The sequence below is a fragment of the Bacillus cereus group sp. BfR-BA-01522 genome, from assembly GCF_022662635.1.
Taxonomy (GTDB): domain Bacteria; phylum Bacillota; class Bacilli; order Bacillales; family Bacillaceae_G; genus Bacillus_A; species Bacillus_A cytotoxicus.
This window is the reverse complement of record NZ_JAKUDY010000003.1, coordinates 169,407-187,334: the sequence shown is the minus strand read 5'-3', so window position 1 is coordinate 187,334 and position 17,928 is coordinate 169,407. Positions and strand designations below refer to the sequence as shown.

The following is a 17,928-nucleotide window of genomic DNA, read 5'->3' as shown; positions in this document are numbered from 1 at the left end:
TTCTTATTGTATCGTTTTTGAGGTTAATTTCTATTGTGATATATATAAAACTTCATATAATTTAAGGTTGTCTAGTGAGTTAAATTCTGGTTTTTCTCGATAAAAACTAAATTGACTATAGCCCCATTTATCGGGATTATACACTAATACATTCCCCAAACTTTTTTCTGCATTGTTCACATATTGATTATTGGTATTCAATAGAATTCGACTTAACGATTTACTTTTAGAAATATTCCCTGTATATTCAACAACATATCTACTATTATTAAAATTTTTATCCAAATGAATAGATAAAGGAACACCAATATTAATTTGTTGCCATCCAAAGGATTCTAAAATATTGTCATAAAAACCATCAAAGATAAATTTGTTCATTCCCTCATGGTTATTCCAAATATATAATGGGGCATAAGAATTATATAGATTCTTATTTTCCACAGCCTCAGTAATTAAATAAACCTTAAAATTCAGCCCTTGAAACCCATCTGTTTTATGCCCATTCTGTTTTACCCTTTGTCTAATAATCTCCATATCATAATCTTATATTGCATCCCAATCATGTTTATCACTCACTTTCGATATTATATATATTATAATAGTTTGGCATTAAGACAGTGTAAAATAGGTATAAATGATGCTCTATATCATTTATAATGATACCTAATAAGGGGTTGAAATGAATGGAAATCAATGATCTTATCATATTTAAAACTGTAGTAAGTGAAGGGTCAATTAGTAAGGCTGCAAAAGAATTAGGTTATGTTCAACCAAATGTAACTGAACGAATTAAAAGATTAGAACAAGAATTAGAAACACCGCTACTACATAGAAATAACAAAGGTGTTTCCCTATTGCCATCAGGCGATATTTTGTTAGATTATACTAATAAAATATTAAATCTAATAGAGGAAGCCAAAAATGAAATTAAAATGAGTGACGCTTCTTATCGAATAGCAACGTCACAGTCTATTTTGTCAGATTATTTAAGTATACGTATCAAAGAAAATTTCAGGAATTATCAAATATATATGGAAAGTAATAATTATTTGCACCAACTATTAAAGAAACAAAGAGTTGATATGGTCATAACTTATGAGGATTACTCTGATCCAGTATTTCAAAAAGCATTTAGTTCAACAATTTCTATGGGTTTACTAAAAGCAAAAGGATTATCCAATATTGAATATTCAAAGGAATTCTTTTTTGTTAGCCATGATAAACAATGTCCCTTTAGAAATTATACAATCGAATTCATAAAGAAGAATAACCTTTCTCAAAAGCAGCTTCAGCAACTAGATTCTTATTCACTTATTAAGGAATTTATTGCTCAAGGAAAGGGATTAGCTTTTTTACCCATTTGTAATGGTAACTTAGAACCAATTAAAGAAGTACCAATAGAAAAAATACCTATTTATTTTTTTACGATTCGAGAATCAAAAAAAATGATTCCAAGAGAGCTATTTGATTAATAAATGAATTTTCCTTGCGTATTAACATCTGAAAAAGGTATGATTTATGCGTCCTTCTTTAATTCATTTTTCAAACATCAGAAGTTCTTTTTCTTTTTTTACGCAGCAACGTTATTTGCACTTTGGGATAATAAATATTCTTAAGTTGATGTGCATGGGGTCACGTCACCAAAAGTATAAATATTGTACATTTAGATATCATTTCATGCTTTATACAGAAAATCTACAGTATTGTTACCGTGAAAATAGTCCTTAGCCTAGTTTTATTGGCTGTCCCCCTTTAGATTCATTTCTGCTATACTTAATTAGAGATGGAAAAAAGTGTGAGAGGGAGAGATAATGAAGCAACTTATCATTTTTATCATATGTTTTACATGTTTAATTTTAACCTACATACCTTTTAAAAAGAAGAAACGTTAAGTATTTACTTTCCCCCTGGTTACAGTAATGCTGATATTGGGCCAAAAAAGGAGAAATAGAAAACAAAGTAAATAACAAATATCTCCTAAAAAAATCAATAGTATTTTGTTGAGAAATATTCACATCAATAACTAATTATTATTAATTTTGGTGCAATTATAAAAAAAGAACCAGAGGCCTTAAAATAATGAAAAAACATTTAAATTCTTTGGTATTTCAGTTGGATTAACATTATTATTGGTAGGCTTTATAAGTGATACTCCTTCAAACATATTGCAAGCAGAACATGGTAAAACTTTTATGCAAAAATCGAGTATTTCACAATATGAGCTTAAAGAACATGGTAAAACTTTTTAATACTAAGATAATCGAGTAGGAGAGGGTGATTCCCCCTCGATCTCTCACACCACCGTACGTACGATTCTGTATACAGCGGTTCAATTAAGTCTGACGAATCATTGAATATCTATTACTCAAACTTCTGAGCCCTAGACTTTCCCAATACGAATTGTCTAGGGGTCTTTGTAGAATTGGACTTTTTGAGATTCTCCATTATTGTTTTCTAGAATGACTCCATTCGTATGCTGTCTGTTTGGCGATACCAAAAGATTGGAGTTTCTTTCTCCTTGTCCTTGGTAATTTCCATTATTTCCACATAACCATTCGGAACCTTCTTCGAATCCACTTGTCTCGTTCTTTACATATGGACGGCGTGTCGCTTAATGCATCATATCCTCACCAACCAATTAGATATTGATTGAGTTTCTCAATTCTTTGTTCCGTTGATATAGATTTTAATCTCGCTGTGAGATCTCGAATTTTCTTCTTCACTCGTTTCTTACTTTCGTTGGAGATTCTAATCTTCACTTCTTTCCCCAGCGTAAAGCTAAACCCTAGAAAATTCCTCTTCCAAGGTCGGTCGATTGCTGACTTCTCTTGGTTTCCCTTTAACTTTAATTTCTTTTCTAATGAAGTTTGTAACCGATTCTTTCACACGGATTCCAGCTTTTCTTGATTAGCAGTATGCTACTCTGTGAAAGCCATACAATCAATTGAACAAATCAATTTATCCGATTTACTGACAAATTTCAATAAGCAAACACTATAACAGCTAGTAAAAGCAAATGCTGAGCCAACAATCTATATGACTGCTGGCTCAACATCTTTATTTTCCCTTTTATATTCCAGTGACCCTATAAAAATCCGACAAATCGTTCTGTCAAATTTTAAGCTAGCCTCTTCGCTTGTATCTCATTCTTGAATAAGCAAGTACATACAATCCGATGATAATAAGGATTGTAATAAGAACATTCCATTCCCATCCGCCGACTAACGGCTGTCCTAACATGATTGACACAGCCTTATTACTTAGACTGCTTGGAAGAACAGCATCTAACACAGGATTTGAATAGTTGCCGATAATCATCAGTATAGTAGGAATAATCACTGTGATTGCTGCTGCCTGGATCTGTGTTTTGACTACCGCGCTAGCAGTCACTCCTAAACTAATAACGAAAAGAAACCATACGCTATAAATCAACAGCGCTTTTATATACAAATCCATATCGACTGGACTGTAGTAAATATTTGTATAATAAACGCCCGCAAAGGAGCCAATGACAATACTTACCAACATAAGCACAATATTTGATAAGTATTTACTGACCAGATAGTTGCCTGTATTGATTGGCTTTGAGAACAAAGTATCCAAAATCCCGCTTTGTTCTTCTTTTACGATGCAACCCATCAGCAGGATAGCCGAAATCAACAGTCCGAATTGATTCAACTGTCCAAAAACACCGGCATAAATTTCATTCCCCGTGGCAATTTTGGCATTCGGATCGATCATCAGCCCACTACTTTCTCCAATCATTTCCGGCAGCAGTTTCATAGTCAGTGGCTGCATGATGCCAACCCCTATAAAAACCAGCGGCAACCATACTACCTTATAGTCTCTAATACATTCTGTCCACTCTTTTTTTAACAAAACTAATAAATTACGCAATCGTTCCACCTACTAACTCCATAAAATACTCTTCCAATGAGAATTTGCCCACATCGATTTTCAAAAACTCTACATTGTATTCGTTAATACTCTCTAATACAAGGCGAGTCCAGTTTTGATTACTGCTCAGTGATTCCAGATAAACCGAGTTATTCATTTCAACTACCTTATTAATAACTTCAAGTTTCTTTAAATAACCGATCCAGCTTGAATTAGGCTCTTTCAATTCTATAGATAGCGAGTTCTTGTCGTGTTTTTTTTGCAGATCAGCATAATAAAAATCCTCTATTTTTTTCCCCTTTTTCAACACACAGAATCGATTACAGCTTTCCTGTGCATCGCTTAAGATATGGGTTGAAAAGATGACAGTTGTATCTACTTTTATTACTTCAATTAAATCCAATACTTCTCTTCGCCCAATTGGATCAAGTGCGGAAACAGGTTCATCCAAAATAACAAAGCAAGGTTTGTGAATAATAGCCTGAGCAATTCCCAACCGTTGTCTCATCCCTCCTGAAAAACCAGTTACTTTTCTTTTTTCACAGCCGACCAGGCCCACTAATTCTAGAACTTCTGGAATCCGTTGGCGCATCTCCTCATTGCTCATTCCGAATAATTTAGAATTAAATGCCAGAACTTCTTCAGCTGTCATCCAATCATAAAAATGAGGATATTGAGGCAAATAGCCAATTAAATGTCTCTGCTTTTCAATAGGTTTATTATTTAAAAGAACATCTCCACTGTCTTCCTTTAAAATCCCTGAAACCATTCTCAAAAGAGTCGTTTTCCCAGCTCCGTTTGGTCCAATAAGTCCAATGCAGTCTCCTTTGTTAATCGTTAATGAAAAATCATCAACAGCAGCATGTTCTTTGAATTTCTTGGTGAGATGTTCCATTTTTACTTCCAATTCATAATTACCGGTAGCCATTTTCATATTTTCGCTTCCTCCCGATAATAAAGTACAGAACTGGCCCAATAAAACTAAATACTACAACAACGATAATCCATAAAAAAGGAACAATTCTAGCCTTCCAGTTTTTTATTAAATCAACCAATGCAATCAATGCAAGAAAAAAGTGAACAAACAGCAATGGCAGAATTAATTTGGCTAATTCCAGTGAAATCCCAAATAGATTAGCTACTTCTTCAGTCATATATATTCCTCCCTGTTTTTTCTCATTTTTATGTTCAACTTTATTATCTAATTCTAGTTAACTAAAACATCACACACAGAGCGGACTTGGTTCATGCCGACAACTATCATCCCTATATATTGATCTACGCTTTTATAACAACTCTTTAATAAAAGTAATTATTTCATACTTATTTGTTCAAAAAAGATCGCCTTTCACTAGAAACAACTAAAGCCACTTCATGCTTTTGACAATTCCCCCTAGACAATGCTTGGTAACATTAGTTTTTATCTCATTCCCAATATAGCCTAGAGCAACACCAGCGCCTACAATCGCAATCTGACCGACCTTACCTGGGGCAGCCAGAGTCATATCCTCATTTAGAATATAGATTCGCTGGTTAGCCATTGGATATCCATAAGGGATATATGGATAATCAAACAGATTTTCTTTTGTTATCAAATAAAGAATTGACCAAATAGAACATTCTGTTGCGCCACCTAAGCTGTAAGTCTGACTATTCGGAAAGGTATTCAATACTGTTTTAGAAAGTTCAGTCGAAACATAATCTCCACTCATCATACAGACCCTTAGCTTGTTCATGGCAGCTTCTGACAGTTCGATTTCTTTTAAGAAATAATCGAGTACACTTGGAACAGAATTCCAAATTGTGATATTATGCTTTTCAATGACATTTTTTATCGTTGCAAAATCACGCTGATCTTCTGCAATATACAAAGTACCTCCTACAAACACGGATCCGAAAATATCAAAAACTGATAAATCGAAATTGAAAGAAGCAAGACAAAGAAAATTATCATTTTCATCTAAGGATAAACGTTTCTTTAAATCCCATAATGTATTCATCACCTGATAATGTGTTTCCACTACCCCTTTCGGCAAGCCTGTACTACCGGAAGTGAAAATGACATAAGCAACACGGTCACCGGGTTTTACTTTTTGGTCGAACGGCACTTCAACGTCCTCCTGATGGAGCCAAGTGATTCGGTTTCCATCCAAAAGCAGACGGGCATTGGTTTTAGCTACAATATAATCGATTTTTTCCTGAGGATAATTCGGGTCGATTGGAATATAGTAATTTCCGGCCTGCAGCACTGCGAAGATTTGAATCACTGATTGAATCGACCTTCTTGCGATAATCCCTACAGGCTGATTTTCACAGGTGATTTCTGCTGCTAGTTTTGACACCTCTTCATAAAAAGTTTTATAGGTGATTTCCTGATCCTTATCAATAATTGCTGTTTTGTTGCCGAATCTTTCACTCGAATTCTTTAATAATTCATCAAGGCGAAAAAATTCAAATACTTCGGATGTATCGTTATATTCAGTAAACAAACTATATTCTTGTGTTTCCATAAGAACCTCCTACAAATAACCAAATTTTTTAATCTGAACTGTCAGGAAAATAATTACCAGGATTTCTATTGTTAAAAGAGCACAAATACCCGTTATTCCCAGAAACAGTAGCAGTACAGCTGATAAAGTGATTAGAACTATACTGATTACTGCGGTAATGATTGTTGACATCCCTTGTTTTACAACAACCATTTCATTTGTCCAGTTGAAATTTGGGAATTTCAAATTGATAAACAGTCCCACCACCGATATGAATATCACATTTACAAATAACAACAGGGAATGTCCAAGAAAATCCGCCCCCCTTAAGCCAAAGACGCTCCAACAATCTATCACTGCAACTATCAATCCTGGCACAAACAACAGGATATTCAATAATCCTTTGGCAATACTCAATTCTGTAATTGATATAGGCAGACTTTGAATAATCCAGACATTTTTTCCTTCAAAAGAAAAGCCACATGATGTAGTTGTTGTCAAAGTCGCGCAGGCAATAAAAATGACATAATAGATAAATTGACTAGATAAGGTCAAATCCAGATCCTCAAAGACAAGAGAATACAACTTCGGGAAGATCCCAAACCCTAAACCCACAGCTACAAGCAGCAATGCACAAGGGGCTAAAATTGTATTTATCACATAAGAAAATGATGAAAAATAGCGACTGGCTTCTTTTTTAAAAAGAGCCGTCAATACCGGACTAACCTTTAATGAATAACGCTTGACTGCTGTTGTTTTCACGCCGATAAGCTGAACAACCTGAGTGTATTTTTTCGCAATCACAAAACATAGAAGACTAAAAACGCCGATTACTCCGATAAAGAAAGCGAATATCTTTAACCACTGACCGCCGTCGAGTTCTTCCAACAGAGAATATCTTAAAAACGATGTATTTATCACACCAGCCTTTGCATCGAAAGGAGAATATCTTGCATAACCATACAGTAAAGGTGAAATAAATATCAACAAAGTCAAAACAGCTTCTACCAAATTGCTCTTTATTTTCAATAAAGTAACAAACAATTTGACCAGCAATGAAACGGTAACACTAATCCCGACAGCCAGTAAAGGCGTAATAGCAGCGTAAATTCCTACAACAAGCAAATTTATCAATGGAAACGGATGCATCAGAAACATTGGGATTTGAGCTACAAACAGAACCATCGCACAAAGTACAGTCTGCATCATAATCTGGGAAAAAATATTCAAAAGCTTTGCCTGCCACTCTTCTATAGGCAAGACAAAGATCTGATCATGATCAAATCCAACTAGAACATTTTTGACACCAGACAATAGCGTCCAAATCCCAAAAACCCAAAACAGCAATGAAAATATATACGGATTGACCATTTCTAGCTGGTTCATCTGATAAGGCAATGTAACAACGTAACCTAGTACTAAGACAAACGCTGTTAAATATCCAATATTCGTAATCATAGCGTGGGTCTTCGCTGAAATGTCATTATCAGAAAGCTTAGATAATCCAAGTTGATTTCTTAAACGTAATCGAATCAGTTTCATTGTCTTACTCTTCATGAACAGTCACCCTCCTGAATAACTCCTCTAGTGATTCCTGAGCTACCAGCTCCTCCATCAGACCATTCACTTTTACTTGACCATTATCAATCAGCACTGCTCGATTACAAATTTTTTCGGCTACCTCTAAAACATGGGTGGAGTAAATTATTTTTGCTCCTTCAGCTGCGCGTTTTTGCAATTCATTTTTTAAAAAGTAAGAAGCATTTGGATCTAAACCAACGAAGGGTTCATCCAAAACGATCAAATCTGGGCTGTGAAGAAAAATCGAAATCAATACTAAACGTTGCTTCATCCCATGAGAATAGTTTGAAATCAACTGGCTTAATCCTTCCTTTAAATCTAACTGCTCAGATAGGTATTCAACCTCCTTCTCAAAGATTTTTTGAGGCACACCATACATTGAGCCGATAAAATTAAGATATTCATAGCCACGTAAATTCTCATAGATATCTGGGTTATCTGGAGAGTAACCGATCATGGTTTTGAATTTCTTAGGATTTTTCTGTAAATCGATATCATTAAGAACAATTTGTCCATGGTCATAAGGATGGATGCCGACAATTGATTTTAGTGTTGTTGTTTTTCCTGCACCGTTTGAACCGATAAATGCACAGATATCTCCTGGCTCTATCGTTAAAGACAGATCCTGAATTCCTTTTGTTGATCCTTTATAAATCTTTCTTAAATTTTTTATAGTTAGCATGCTTTTCCTCCAATCTTTTTAGCAAGAAGTGAGAAAACTGAAGTTTTCTCACTTGTCTTCAGACACCTTTTGAGTCACCTAAAAGTAACTTTTTCATTGTATCCGGTTGCTCAAAAATTTCATGTATATAGAAATGGTTTCCTTTAAAACAAATTTATTGAGCACTAGATTCTCCAATGCATTTGAGAAAAATTCTGCTTTGTCCGCCAGCTCTTTATAAGTGAGTACTTCATCATTTTTAATCAGTGCGGAATTGTTACTTTTTAGCTGACTGACCGCTAAGAATCTTTCAAAAATATTTGTAAAAGAATCAAATTCATTTTTAGTTCCTGCAAGTATTTTCTTGTTTTGAGAAGGCAACATAGCTGCAATAAGCTCTGCTAAGTCTTGTTGAAGAGACTGAAGCAACCAGTACTAAAGATATCAGCAAAATAAATTCTCTCTTCCGGTGTCCATGTTTCATCAGAAAATTCCAGTTCGCAAAAGACTCTGTCGCCGAATTTTTTGATGTTTCCTGTCAGTTCAAATTCTGCCCCAAGCTGACTGATATTTTTTTCCTCCACAATTCCTTCAAATCCCTTTGATTCTTGATAGCTAAAAACTGTATGAAAAAGTTTTGACTCTCTTTTATAACCTCTTAAAACTTCTGACAAAGAAATCTCCTGAAAAGCCGACAACCGAAATATTTCCCATTGAATCCCGCGATAATAACTAGCCGGATTTGCTGTTCTAAGTTGAAAGGTAAAGTATTAACAAAATACCCCAAAGCCTGTTGCTCCTCAGCCGACTGCCGATTAGCATATGGAATACCGATATTCATCTGCTTTTCATCGCTGTATATTCAAATAAATGAATAAAAACAACCTAAATAAAAGAAAAAACCGATATCTTATTCTCTGCACAAAACCGGACGACACGTTCAACACTGGCATAATCCGACTCAAATGTCTGCGTAAACCCTGTACGCAGCTCTTGAATCGGCTGGTACGGCTTGATTCTATTCGGTAGCTGCTCAATCTCTTTACAATAAATCTGAATAAATCAATTACCTTTTCCAGCTTAAAAGCCCACGTTTCTGTGTATAATTCTTTGATAGCAAGCTTGCTCCACAAAAAGTACAGCTGTTCTTCACTACTCGTTGCTGATAACACATTTTCTTTTACTTGATTCATTTCACTCATGATTCCTCAGCTCTTCTCCCATTCATCAACATCTTGATGAACAATTCAAAAAGATAAATTAAACTAATATAATTAACTAAATATCTTATCGGCCAATGTATCGATTAATAAAGTCTATTGTTTACAACATGATTTCATAGGACTTGCTACTCTTCCAGAACAGGATTAAAAAGACTTCTTCTGTTACGTAGCACTTTCCATATTGTGCGATATACCTTGATATGCTGTTGTCATTGTACTCAATACTCTTATTTGAGGAATATGTTGTGAGGAACTGTTTTAATACATCTTGAGGTATAAATTTAAGATTCTCATGAATTTTATTACGCTCTTTTTCAGTATAATTACATATATTTTGCGAAAAGTTCTATGGATTCTTATGATGTACGTCTGCAACTGGAAGTAAAGGTGTGGCACAAACTGTATATATTTTAGTATTAGATTGAATTACTTTGGCACGTAGTTGAAGTTTCTTAGAAGTTTCATAAAAGTGAATTACTTTTCCATTCTCCCTGAGTCTGTTTTTCATGGATTTAAGTAGAGTGTAGTGTAGTTAATTTTACAGTTCCCGAAGGCTCGTCGATACGACACAAAATGGGGTAAAAAACTTTTTTTCGTCTATTGAAAGTCATCGATTCAAAAGGAAGTGTACTTCATTTATTGATGAATTGAGATGTTCCTTTTTTTGTTTTGAACCACAGAAGTCAATAATTCAAATTTTTAACCTCCTTTTATGTAACACTAGTATTCTTTAACACACTCTTATTATAAGGTTATAAAGTTTGATTTTTCAACATCTTCACAAAACATTCATATTTCGTTTTTTTATTTTCAATTATAAAAAATCACATTTAATAACATATAAATTGTGGTGCTTTAACTAAATTAGCAAAAACATTGTTAGGACTATTCAATCATAACAATGTTTTTTAAAATTTTCTGCTTCATAGTGGATTTGAGTCAATATTTTGGACATAAAAAAGTTAAATCTAAGCTAGTTTTTAGCTAAATCTTCTATTGCTTAGAGAGTTTTATAACTCGCGAGTAAGGTTTGAAATTCCTGACTTGTATATTAAGTTCCTAAGTCAGTATGTAGAATAAGACCTTCTGGTGGTTTCTGTGTATAATAAGCATTTTCTAACGCTTTTACTACAAGATTGATTGTCATATTTCGTGAAAATGACGACCCAATATACCAATCGCTTGTCTTTTTGTGACCATTTGCCCAGGTGCAACAAAAATTTCACTAAGAGAAAGATAACGAGAAACCACTCCATTTCCATGGTCAACATACACTCCTAAACCACCACTATCAACATAGCTTGTTTTCTGTCTAACAATTCTAGCTTCCATTGTCCAATGCGATGGTTACTCTACTGCATTGAGCTGTTTACCACCTCATACCGTATAAATGTATCTGGGATAGATTGCGTTGCCCATTTCCGCCCTTCACCCGAAACCATTTCGCCATCTCTCAGGGAAACATAGACCTAATTCATTTGCAAAAAATATTAAACTTTATTAAATTCGGTATTTTTTGTATAATTAAAATGTTTAGATAACTTAAATTTTTAGGAGGTTTTATTTTTTTATGGCAACGTTAGATAAAAAATCCATAGTTGAAAGCGTCCCACAGAAAGGCTTTTTCGGTCATCCAAAAGGCTTATTCACCCTCTTTTTCACAGAATTTTGGGAGCGCTTTTCTTACTATGGAATGAGAGCAATTCTACTCTTTTATATGTATTATGAAGTATCAAAAGGTGGACTTGGAATTGATAAAGCAACCGCTGCATCCATTATGGCCATCTACGGTTCACTCGTATATATGTCAGGCATTATAGGTGGCTGGATTGCTGATCGTCTATTAGGGACAAGCCGAACGGTTTTTTACGGCGGTGTTTTTATTATGTTCGGTCATATTGTTTTATCTTTTCCTGGTAGCATTACTGCCTTTTTTATCTCGATGGCGCTTATCGTTATCGGGACAGGATTATTAAAGCCAAATGTATCAAGTGTTGTAGGAGACTTATATAGCGACGAAGATAAAAGACGTGATTCAGGTTTTAGTATTTTTTATATGGGAATTAATTTAGGCGGTCTTCTCTCTCCTTTAGTCGTTGGTACCATTGGACAACAGTATAATTTCCATCTCGGTTTTGGTGCAGCAGCTATCGGTATGTTTATTGGCCTAATCGTATTTGTTACAACAAAAAAGAAAAACCTTGGCTTAGCAGGCACACAAGTCCCTAACCCTTTAACACCTCAAGAACGCACAAAAGTATTTGGAAGGCTCAGCATTGGTGCTCTTGTCATTATCATCATTGGATATATTACAATTACAACTGGTATCCTAACAATACAACGCTTCACCATGGTTGTAAGTTTGTTAGGTATCATTATCCCAACTTGTTATTTTTATGTCATGTATCGAAGTCCGAAAACAACTGAGGTAGAACGCTCACGCCTTCTAGCATACATACCTCTTTTTATTGCAGGTATTATGTTTTGGTCCATTCAGGAGCAAGGCTCTATTATTCTTGCAAGATATGCTGATGAGCGTACACAATTACAATTCGCTGGATTAGAACTGCAATCTTCATGGTTCCAATCCCTTAATCCACTATTTGTTGTTTTATTGGCACCAGTATTTGCATGGTTATGGATAAAACTTGGAGATCGTCAACCTTCTACTTCTAAGAAATTTTCAGTCGGACTATTTTTTGCAGGCATTTCTTTCCTAATTATGATTATTCCAGCATACATGCATGGTACAGAATCACTAGTAAGTCCAATATGGTTAGTGCTTAGCTTCCTTCTTGTTGTAACCGGGGAATTATGTTTATCACCTGTTGGACTTTCTGCCACAACAAAGCTAGCGCCAGCAGCATTCTCTGCGCAAACAATGAGTTTATGGTTTTTATCTAATGCTTCTGCGCAAGCAATTAATGCACAAATTGTACCGCTATATAACCCAGAAACAGAAATTATATACTTTGGTGTCATCGGTGGGGTCTCTATTCTTTTAAGTGCTGTTTTATTTTTACTTTCACCAAAAATCCAAAGCTTTATGAAAGGGGTACGTTGATCCCTATTAAAAAGAAGGAGACTTGCTTCATTTGCTAGTCTCTTCATCTTATTATCAGAAAAACTGAACTTAATAAACGTTTATATAGACAGCTATCATGTGATAATCATTCCAGTAAAAAACATAACACATAACTACTTACTAGAGCTGTTTTTGGCTATATTTACCGGTTATAATACCAGAAAGTTCATGTTATCCTTTTATTATCGAAAAGATTTCATTCGATGTAGTTATTCACACAAAAAAACATACTTCTCTTTCCCTTGAATCTCTGTCGCTACAGGGATTCTTTTTCTATACTTTTCAACTGTTATTATTCTCCTCAAATTTAACCTTGTTTTTTATTTCTCAATATACAAACTACCCTATTCATCCTATAAAGTGAAACTTTCATCAGTGAGGCTTTTCTTCATCCCCACTGATGAAACCGAAACTATTTCACCATAAACTTCGCCTGACTACACCCATCCTTCTGCTTGGTTACTTCTAGTACAGCTGGCATTGCGTTTTTCAGCTCTTGTACGTGTGAAATCACACCAATAAATCGCCCTGATTTTTGCAGGTCGATGAGTGCATCTACTGCTTTTGTAAGAGATTCTTCATCAAGTGATCCAAAGCCTTCGTCAATAAACATCGTTTCAATCGAAATTCCGCCTTCATATGCCTGGATTACATCTGACATTGCAAGCGCAAGACAAAGTGATGCGTTAAATTTCTCTCCACCAGACAACGTTTTTACGTCGCGCGTTTGACCTGTATATGCATCGTAAACGTCTAATCCTAATCCGCTTTGACGATTGCGCTTTTCCACTCGTTCGCTTCGTTTTAAATAGAACTGTCCATTTGATAATTTACGCAGTCTTTCATTCGCAATATGAACAATTTGTTCTAAATACTCAATTAAAATGTAACGCTCAAAGGAAATACGGCTTTCATTATCCCCTTTCATTACTTCATATAAATCAACAAGTTCTTGGAAAGCTTTTTCTTCCTCACGAATTTGCTCGTCAATTCGTCTAATATTTTCATATAAGTCAGAGATATATTCCACGGCACTTTGTGCACGCTGACGTTTTTCTTTTGTAATATCAAGCTCAATATCTAACTTTTTCATTTGTTCTTCAATGGATATAATATCCATCCATTCTTTATCCTGTAATTCATTTGTTAATTCTTCAATTTGCTTCGCCAATACTTCAAGTGATGAATAATATCTTTTAATTTTTTGTTGTAATTCTGCTATTTCTGTATCTGTTCGTTTTGCTTCTTTATACGCAGATTGATCCGGAAAACCACCTTGTTCAAGCTCGTTTGCAAAACGCGCAAACGTCTCTTCTCTCTTCTCTCTCGCATTGTTTACTTGTTTCACAGCACTATCATATTCAGCTTGCATGCGCACATATTCATTTTGCCAATGTTGATAAGCGTCTTGGCCTTTCTTCCACTCATCTTCCATCGTTCGTAACTCTTGCGTTGCACTATCCAGTTTTTGTTTCCATGCTTCAAATGTTTGTAAGTTTTCAGGGATTTTTTGCTGATTATATTCATAAGATGTTCGAAGCTCAATGTATTCTTTCTCTATGCTGTGATATGTCATTTCCATCTCACGTTTTTCCTTCTGCACTTCCTCTAATTGTACCTCTAACTCTTTTACATGTAATGCAAGTTGTTTTCTCTTTTCTTCACTTTCTTTTAATCTATTTACTTCAGCCGCTCGTTGTTTTCCTTTTTGTACTAGCGCATGATACGTATCGACTAACGATTCTGGTTGATAACCACGCTTTTTCACTTCTTCAATTATTTGTTCATACTGCTGACGGTAGAAATTCCATTTTTCTGCTAATTGAAGATATGATTTTTCAGCAATATTTTTCTTTTCTCGCAGCTCATTCAGTTGATTTTCATCAATGGAATCGCCTCGCTCTGTTGCTTTATTTGGATGTGTTGTACTACCGCATACCGGACAAGATTCTCCATCATGAAGATGTAGCGCTAATATTCCTGCTTGTTCATTTAACCAGCGGCTCTCCATCTCTTCATATGTTGTAACAGCAATCTCCATATTTTGAGTCGCTTGCTTTTTTTCTTGCTCATATTTTTCTTTTTCTTCCCAAACGTCATATGCTTGCTTTAATACTTTTGCATCTTCTCGCATATGTGTTAATTCTTCTACTTTTTCTACATATTGTTCAAGCGCAATTTCTAAATGATTTAATTCCTTAGTTAGTTGTTGTTTTTGCGAAATCTGAACTTCTAGCTGTTGTTCAAACTTTTGAATATTCGTTTTCATTCGCTCGCTCTGCGCCTCAGCTTTTTGCATTGTTGATTTTTGTTCTACCAACGAAGTTATAACGGGCTGTAATTCTTCTAGCCTCTGTACATTTTGTTTCAATTCCTCACGCGCAGGTTCTTTCTGTTTTAATTCTTCATATTTTCTTTGTGCAAGCGCAAATGCTTCAGCCGTCTTTTCCTTCTGAACAGTTATTTGGTTCAATGATCGCTGGGCATTCTGCTCACTTTGCTGCGCTTCTTCATACCATTGTTCAAACGGTAGTAATCTTTTTGCTTGTTCTGCTCGTTTAAAGTGTTTTTCTGCGATTTCAATTTGTTCGCGTCTTGCTTCTAAAGCTTGTTGTTGCTCTTTTTTTCGCTGTAAATCTTGAAATTTTTCATTTGTTGATTTTGCTGTATGAAAATGTTCTTCTATTTCTTTTAATTGCTTTGTTTGTGCGATTTGCTGCGCTTGTAATTGTCGAATTTCCGCTTCATAGTAACTCATTTCTTGTTCTAGCGCTTCAATTACTTGATGCGTATTGACATGTTCTTGCTGTACTAAGATCTCTAATAGCGAACCGTCTCGAACGGGTAATTGAAAAGTATTTCGGAAATAAATTTCTCTTTCTTTTTGTTTCCCCTGCAAGACGTCTTTCCACTGTTTCCGCTTTTGATCTAGTAATTCACGCATTAATTTATAACGATCCGTTTTAAAAATACGACGCAGAATTTCTTCTTTATTCTCTGTTTCAGATGTTAATAGTTTTCGAAACTCTCCTTGTGGAAGCATAACAATTTGGCTAAACTGATGTTTACTAAGACCTATTAACTCTTCAACTTTTTTATTTACATCTGTCACATGAAAACGATCGACACATGGATTTTTCTCACCGTTGACTACTTCATACAATTCAATTGCATGCCCCGTCACAGTTTTATTTCCTTTTTTCTTATGTCCAAGTTGTCTTTTTATCTCATATCGTTTTCCTTTTAATTGAAATGTCAATTCTACACTCGTATATACATTATCATCGGCAAAATGACTGCGTAGCATACTTGTATCACTTCGTTCTTCTCCGCTAGCTTCCCCATATAGCGCATAACAAATTGCATCAAAAATTGTCGTCTTTCCTGCACCAGTATTTCCTGAAATTGCAAAAATACGATGATCTCCTAAGTCACTAAAATCAATGACTTCCCTCTGTTTATATGGGCCAAATGCTGTCATCGTCAGCTGAATTGGTCTCATCCTCGTTCACCTTCCCGTTCCTGCACTGTTTGTAACACTTCTAAGAAGAGACGTTCTTTTACTTCGGATAAATCCGTTCCCTTCATTTCTTTATAAAAAGCTTTTAATAAAGATATATCATCCATTTTATGTCTAGAAACAGTGATTTCATCTGTTTCTGTAAGCTCTCGTCTTTGTATCGAACGCTCAACATGCATTGCATTTGGATATACAGATCGAACTTTTTCCATTGGTTGTAATACTGGTGTTTCATCTAATAGCTTTACAAAAACATAGTCTTCACTTGTTGGATGTTTTAATAAATCATCTATTTTCGCTTCTACTGTACGCATTTGACGACGAGGAATCAATAAACGCTTTTCTATTTCAACGTTACCTGTTCCATCTATCTCCACAATATAGTACCCTTTTTTATGTCGTTCTTCTGAAATAGAGTATGCAAGCGGTGAACCAGAGTAGCGAATGGTTTCATTACGAACAAAATGCGCTTGATGTAAATGTCCAAGCGCTGTGTAATGAAACTTGTCAAAATAGTGACTATTTACATACTCGGCACCACCAATTGAAAGCGGACGCTCTGCATCGCTCGTATTTTCCTCTGGTTCACCCGAAGATGTAACAAATGCATGTCCTACAAAGACATGTCTTGCCTCTTTATCCATTCTCTCTGACAGCTCATTTATAAAAATACACATCGCATCATCATGAGAACGAATATCCTCATTTTTCATAATATGTCTAACAATACTTGGATCAGCATATGGCACTAAGTGAAAATGTACTTCCCCATACTCATCATGTAAAATAACTGGCTCATATGGAAATTGAAATTGACCAACAATATGTAGCCCTTGTTTTTTCATTAACCCACTACCAAAATGAATGCGATCTGGGCTATCATGATTTCCTGCTACTGCGATAACAGGTGTTTGTAAGTCAATCACTATTTTTTGTAATACATCATTTAATAAGTCGACTGCTTCTGTTGGAGGAATTGCACGATCATATAAATCCCCTGCAATAATTACAGCATCTGGTTTTTCTTCTTCTACAGCTTGAACAAACTGTTCTAAAACAACGCGTTGATCTTCCGTCATATATACACCGTGAACAAGCTTCCCTAAATGCCAATCCGCTGTATGAAAAAACTTCATCTTGTCCTTCCCTTCTCTCTTTTAATTTACTGATTGCAATGAAACAAGTTGATAGCTAACAATTGTTTTCTCGTCTTTCCATTCTAACTTTTGAATCATTGCGCTACCAATTCTTTCTTGCTCTGATTTATATAAAGGTAATATCTCATTCACAGCAAATAAGTGATAGCCCTCTAACGTTAATTGAAATATGTTTTCTTCTATATGTAATCTTATTTCTTTTTCATTTGAAATAATTTTTGTATGCATTTCAAACTTCATATAGATACAACCCCTTTTTCTCTATTCACTATACTTTAATAGTATAGTGGGGATTCTAGATTGACAAGGGCATAC

Annotated in this window: 14 protein-coding genes and 4 pseudogenes; 2 read left to right on the top strand and 16 right to left on the bottom strand. The window is 35.0% G+C overall.

Going from position 1 to position 17,928, the window contains the following annotated elements:
• Positions 1–30: 30 nt before the first annotated feature.
• Positions 31–534, bottom strand: coding sequence for a DUF4865 family protein (locus MR059_RS06015; RefSeq protein WP_370684827.1), 504 nt, complete (start codon positions 532–534; stop codon positions 31–33).
• Between the two features lie 149 nt (positions 535–683).
• Here MR059_RS06015 and MR059_RS06010 point away from each other — a divergent pair, with 149 nt between their 5' ends.
• On the top strand, positions 684–1,472 hold the full coding sequence (locus MR059_RS06010; RefSeq protein ID WP_048722919.1) for a LysR family transcriptional regulator: 789 nt from the start codon (positions 684–686) through the stop codon (positions 1,470–1,472).
• Positions 1,473–2,333: 861 nt separating this feature from the next.
• Here MR059_RS06010 and MR059_RS22210 read toward each other — a convergent pair.
• The 12 genes and pseudogenes from MR059_RS22210 to MR059_RS05955 form a co-directional block, all read right to left on the bottom strand.
• A pseudogene (locus MR059_RS22210) lies at positions 2,334–2,907 on the bottom strand (group II intron maturase-specific domain-containing protein); the annotation flags it as partial.
• A 216-nt stretch (positions 2,908–3,123) separates the two neighbouring features.
• Entirely contained in the window at positions 3,124–3,906 is a 783-nt protein-coding gene (locus MR059_RS06000; RefSeq protein ID WP_012094237.1) for an ABC transporter permease, read from the bottom strand.
• The gene (locus MR059_RS05995; protein ID WP_048722916.1) at positions 3,890–4,831 is read right to left on the bottom strand and encodes an ABC transporter ATP-binding protein; all 942 of its coding nucleotides are present in this window, start codon (positions 4,829–4,831) and stop codon (positions 3,890–3,892) included. The genes MR059_RS06000 and MR059_RS05995 overlap by 17 nt, the downstream gene beginning before the upstream one ends.
• On the bottom strand, positions 4,812–5,051 hold the full coding sequence (locus tag MR059_RS05990) for a PLD nuclease N-terminal domain-containing protein (protein WP_012094235.1): 240 nt from the start codon (positions 5,049–5,051) through the stop codon (positions 4,812–4,814). The genes MR059_RS05995 and MR059_RS05990 overlap by 20 nt, the downstream gene beginning before the upstream one ends.
• Positions 5,052–5,258: 207 nt before the next feature.
• Positions 5,259–6,407 carry an AMP-binding protein gene (locus tag MR059_RS05985; RefSeq protein WP_048722914.1) on the bottom strand — a complete coding sequence of 383 codons (1,149 nt, stop codon included), beginning with the start codon at positions 6,405–6,407 and terminating at the stop codon, positions 5,259–5,261.
• A 9-nt stretch (positions 6,408–6,416) separates the two neighbouring features.
• The gene (locus MR059_RS05980) at positions 6,417–7,943 is read right to left on the bottom strand and encodes a hypothetical protein (protein WP_048722912.1); all 1,527 of its coding nucleotides are present in this window, start codon (positions 7,941–7,943) and stop codon (positions 6,417–6,419) included.
• On the bottom strand, positions 7,933–8,649 hold the full coding sequence (locus MR059_RS05975) for an ABC transporter ATP-binding protein (RefSeq protein WP_012094232.1): 717 nt from the start codon (positions 8,647–8,649) through the stop codon (positions 7,933–7,935). Before MR059_RS05975 ends, MR059_RS05980 begins: the two co-directional genes overlap by 11 nt.
• A gap of 93 nt (positions 8,650–8,742) precedes the next feature.
• Positions 8,743–9,012 carry a hypothetical protein gene (locus MR059_RS05970; RefSeq protein ID WP_157671210.1) on the bottom strand — a complete coding sequence of 90 codons (270 nt, stop codon included), beginning with the start codon at positions 9,010–9,012 and terminating at the stop codon, positions 8,743–8,745.
• A gap of 17 nt (positions 9,013–9,029) precedes the next feature.
• Positions 9,030–9,302, bottom strand: coding sequence for a hypothetical protein (locus MR059_RS05965; RefSeq protein WP_041809708.1), 273 nt, complete (start codon positions 9,300–9,302; stop codon positions 9,030–9,032).
• 703 nt (positions 9,303–10,005) lie between these two features.
• Positions 10,006–10,383 (bottom strand): annotated as a pseudogene (locus tag MR059_RS22205) (group II intron reverse transcriptase/maturase); the annotation flags it as partial.
• 522 nt (positions 10,384–10,905) lie between these two features.
• Positions 10,906–11,022, bottom strand: a pseudogene (locus MR059_RS05960) (IS3-like element ISBce13 family transposase); the annotation flags it as partial.
• Positions 11,016–11,189, bottom strand: a pseudogene (locus MR059_RS05955) (M23 family metallopeptidase); the annotation flags it as partial. The pseudogenes MR059_RS05955 and MR059_RS05960, both read right to left, overlap by 7 nt.
• A gap of 232 nt (positions 11,190–11,421) precedes the next feature.
• Between MR059_RS05955 and MR059_RS05950 the strand changes: the two are divergent.
• On the top strand, positions 11,422–12,915 hold the full coding sequence (locus tag MR059_RS05950) for a peptide MFS transporter (protein ID WP_012094228.1): 1,494 nt from the start codon (positions 11,422–11,424) through the stop codon (positions 12,913–12,915).
• 433 nt (positions 12,916–13,348) lie between these two features.
• Here the strand turns inward: MR059_RS05950 and MR059_RS05945 are convergent, their stop codons facing one another.
• The 3 genes from MR059_RS05945 to MR059_RS05935 are packed head-to-tail and all read right to left on the bottom strand — an operon-like array spanning position 13,349 to position 17,853.
• Positions 13,349–16,438: an AAA family ATPase gene (locus MR059_RS05945; RefSeq protein ID WP_012094227.1), complete on the bottom strand. Its 3,090-nt coding sequence runs from the start codon at positions 16,436–16,438 to the stop codon at positions 13,349–13,351.
• The gene (locus MR059_RS05940; RefSeq protein ID WP_012094226.1) at positions 16,435–17,592 is read right to left on the bottom strand and encodes an exonuclease SbcCD subunit D; all 1,158 of its coding nucleotides are present in this window, start codon (positions 17,590–17,592) and stop codon (positions 16,435–16,437) included. Before MR059_RS05940 ends, MR059_RS05945 begins: the two co-directional genes overlap by 4 nt.
• Before the next feature lie 21 nt (positions 17,593–17,613).
• A complete protein-coding gene (locus MR059_RS05935) occupies positions 17,614–17,853 on the bottom strand; it encodes a DUF2584 family protein (RefSeq protein WP_012094225.1) in 240 nt (79 codons plus the stop codon).
• Positions 17,854–17,928 lie beyond the last annotated feature (75 nt).

Excerpts from the sequence above, each read along its gene's own strand:
- MR059_RS06015 (WP_370684827.1), bottom strand. The coding sequence starts at position 534 with ATGGAGATTATTAGACAAAGGGTAAAACAGAATGGGCATAAAACAGAT.
- MR059_RS06010 (WP_048722919.1), top strand. The coding sequence starts at position 684 with ATGGAAATCAATGATCTTATCATATTTAAAACTGTAGTAAGTGAAGGG.
- MR059_RS05995 (WP_048722916.1), bottom strand. The coding sequence starts at position 4,831 with ATGAAAATGGCTACCGGTAATTATGAATTGGAAGTAAAAATGGAACAT.
- MR059_RS05990 (WP_012094235.1), bottom strand. The coding sequence starts at position 5,051 with ATGACTGAAGAAGTAGCTAATCTATTTGGGATTTCACTGGAATTAGCC.
- MR059_RS05985 (WP_048722914.1), bottom strand. The coding sequence starts at position 6,407 with ATGGAAACACAAGAATATAGTTTGTTTACTGAATATAACGATACATCC.
- MR059_RS05980 (WP_048722912.1), bottom strand. The coding sequence starts at position 7,943 with ATGAAGAGTAAGACAATGAAACTGATTCGATTACGTTTAAGAAATCAA.
- MR059_RS05975 (WP_012094232.1), bottom strand. The coding sequence starts at position 8,649 with ATGCTAACTATAAAAAATTTAAGAAAGATTTATAAAGGATCAACAAAA.
- MR059_RS05970 (WP_157671210.1), bottom strand. The coding sequence starts at position 9,012 with ATGTTGCCTTCTCAAAACAAGAAAATACTTGCAGGAACTAAAAATGAA.
- MR059_RS05950 (WP_012094228.1), top strand. The coding sequence starts at position 11,422 with ATGGCAACGTTAGATAAAAAATCCATAGTTGAAAGCGTCCCACAGAAA.
- MR059_RS05945 (WP_012094227.1), bottom strand. The coding sequence starts at position 16,438 with ATGAGACCAATTCAGCTGACGATGACAGCATTTGGCCCATATAAACAG.
- MR059_RS05940 (WP_012094226.1), bottom strand. The coding sequence starts at position 17,592 with ATGAAGTTTTTTCATACAGCGGATTGGCATTTAGGGAAGCTTGTTCAC.
- MR059_RS05935 (WP_012094225.1), bottom strand. The coding sequence starts at position 17,853 with ATGAAGTTTGAAATGCATACAAAAATTATTTCAAATGAAAAAGAAATA.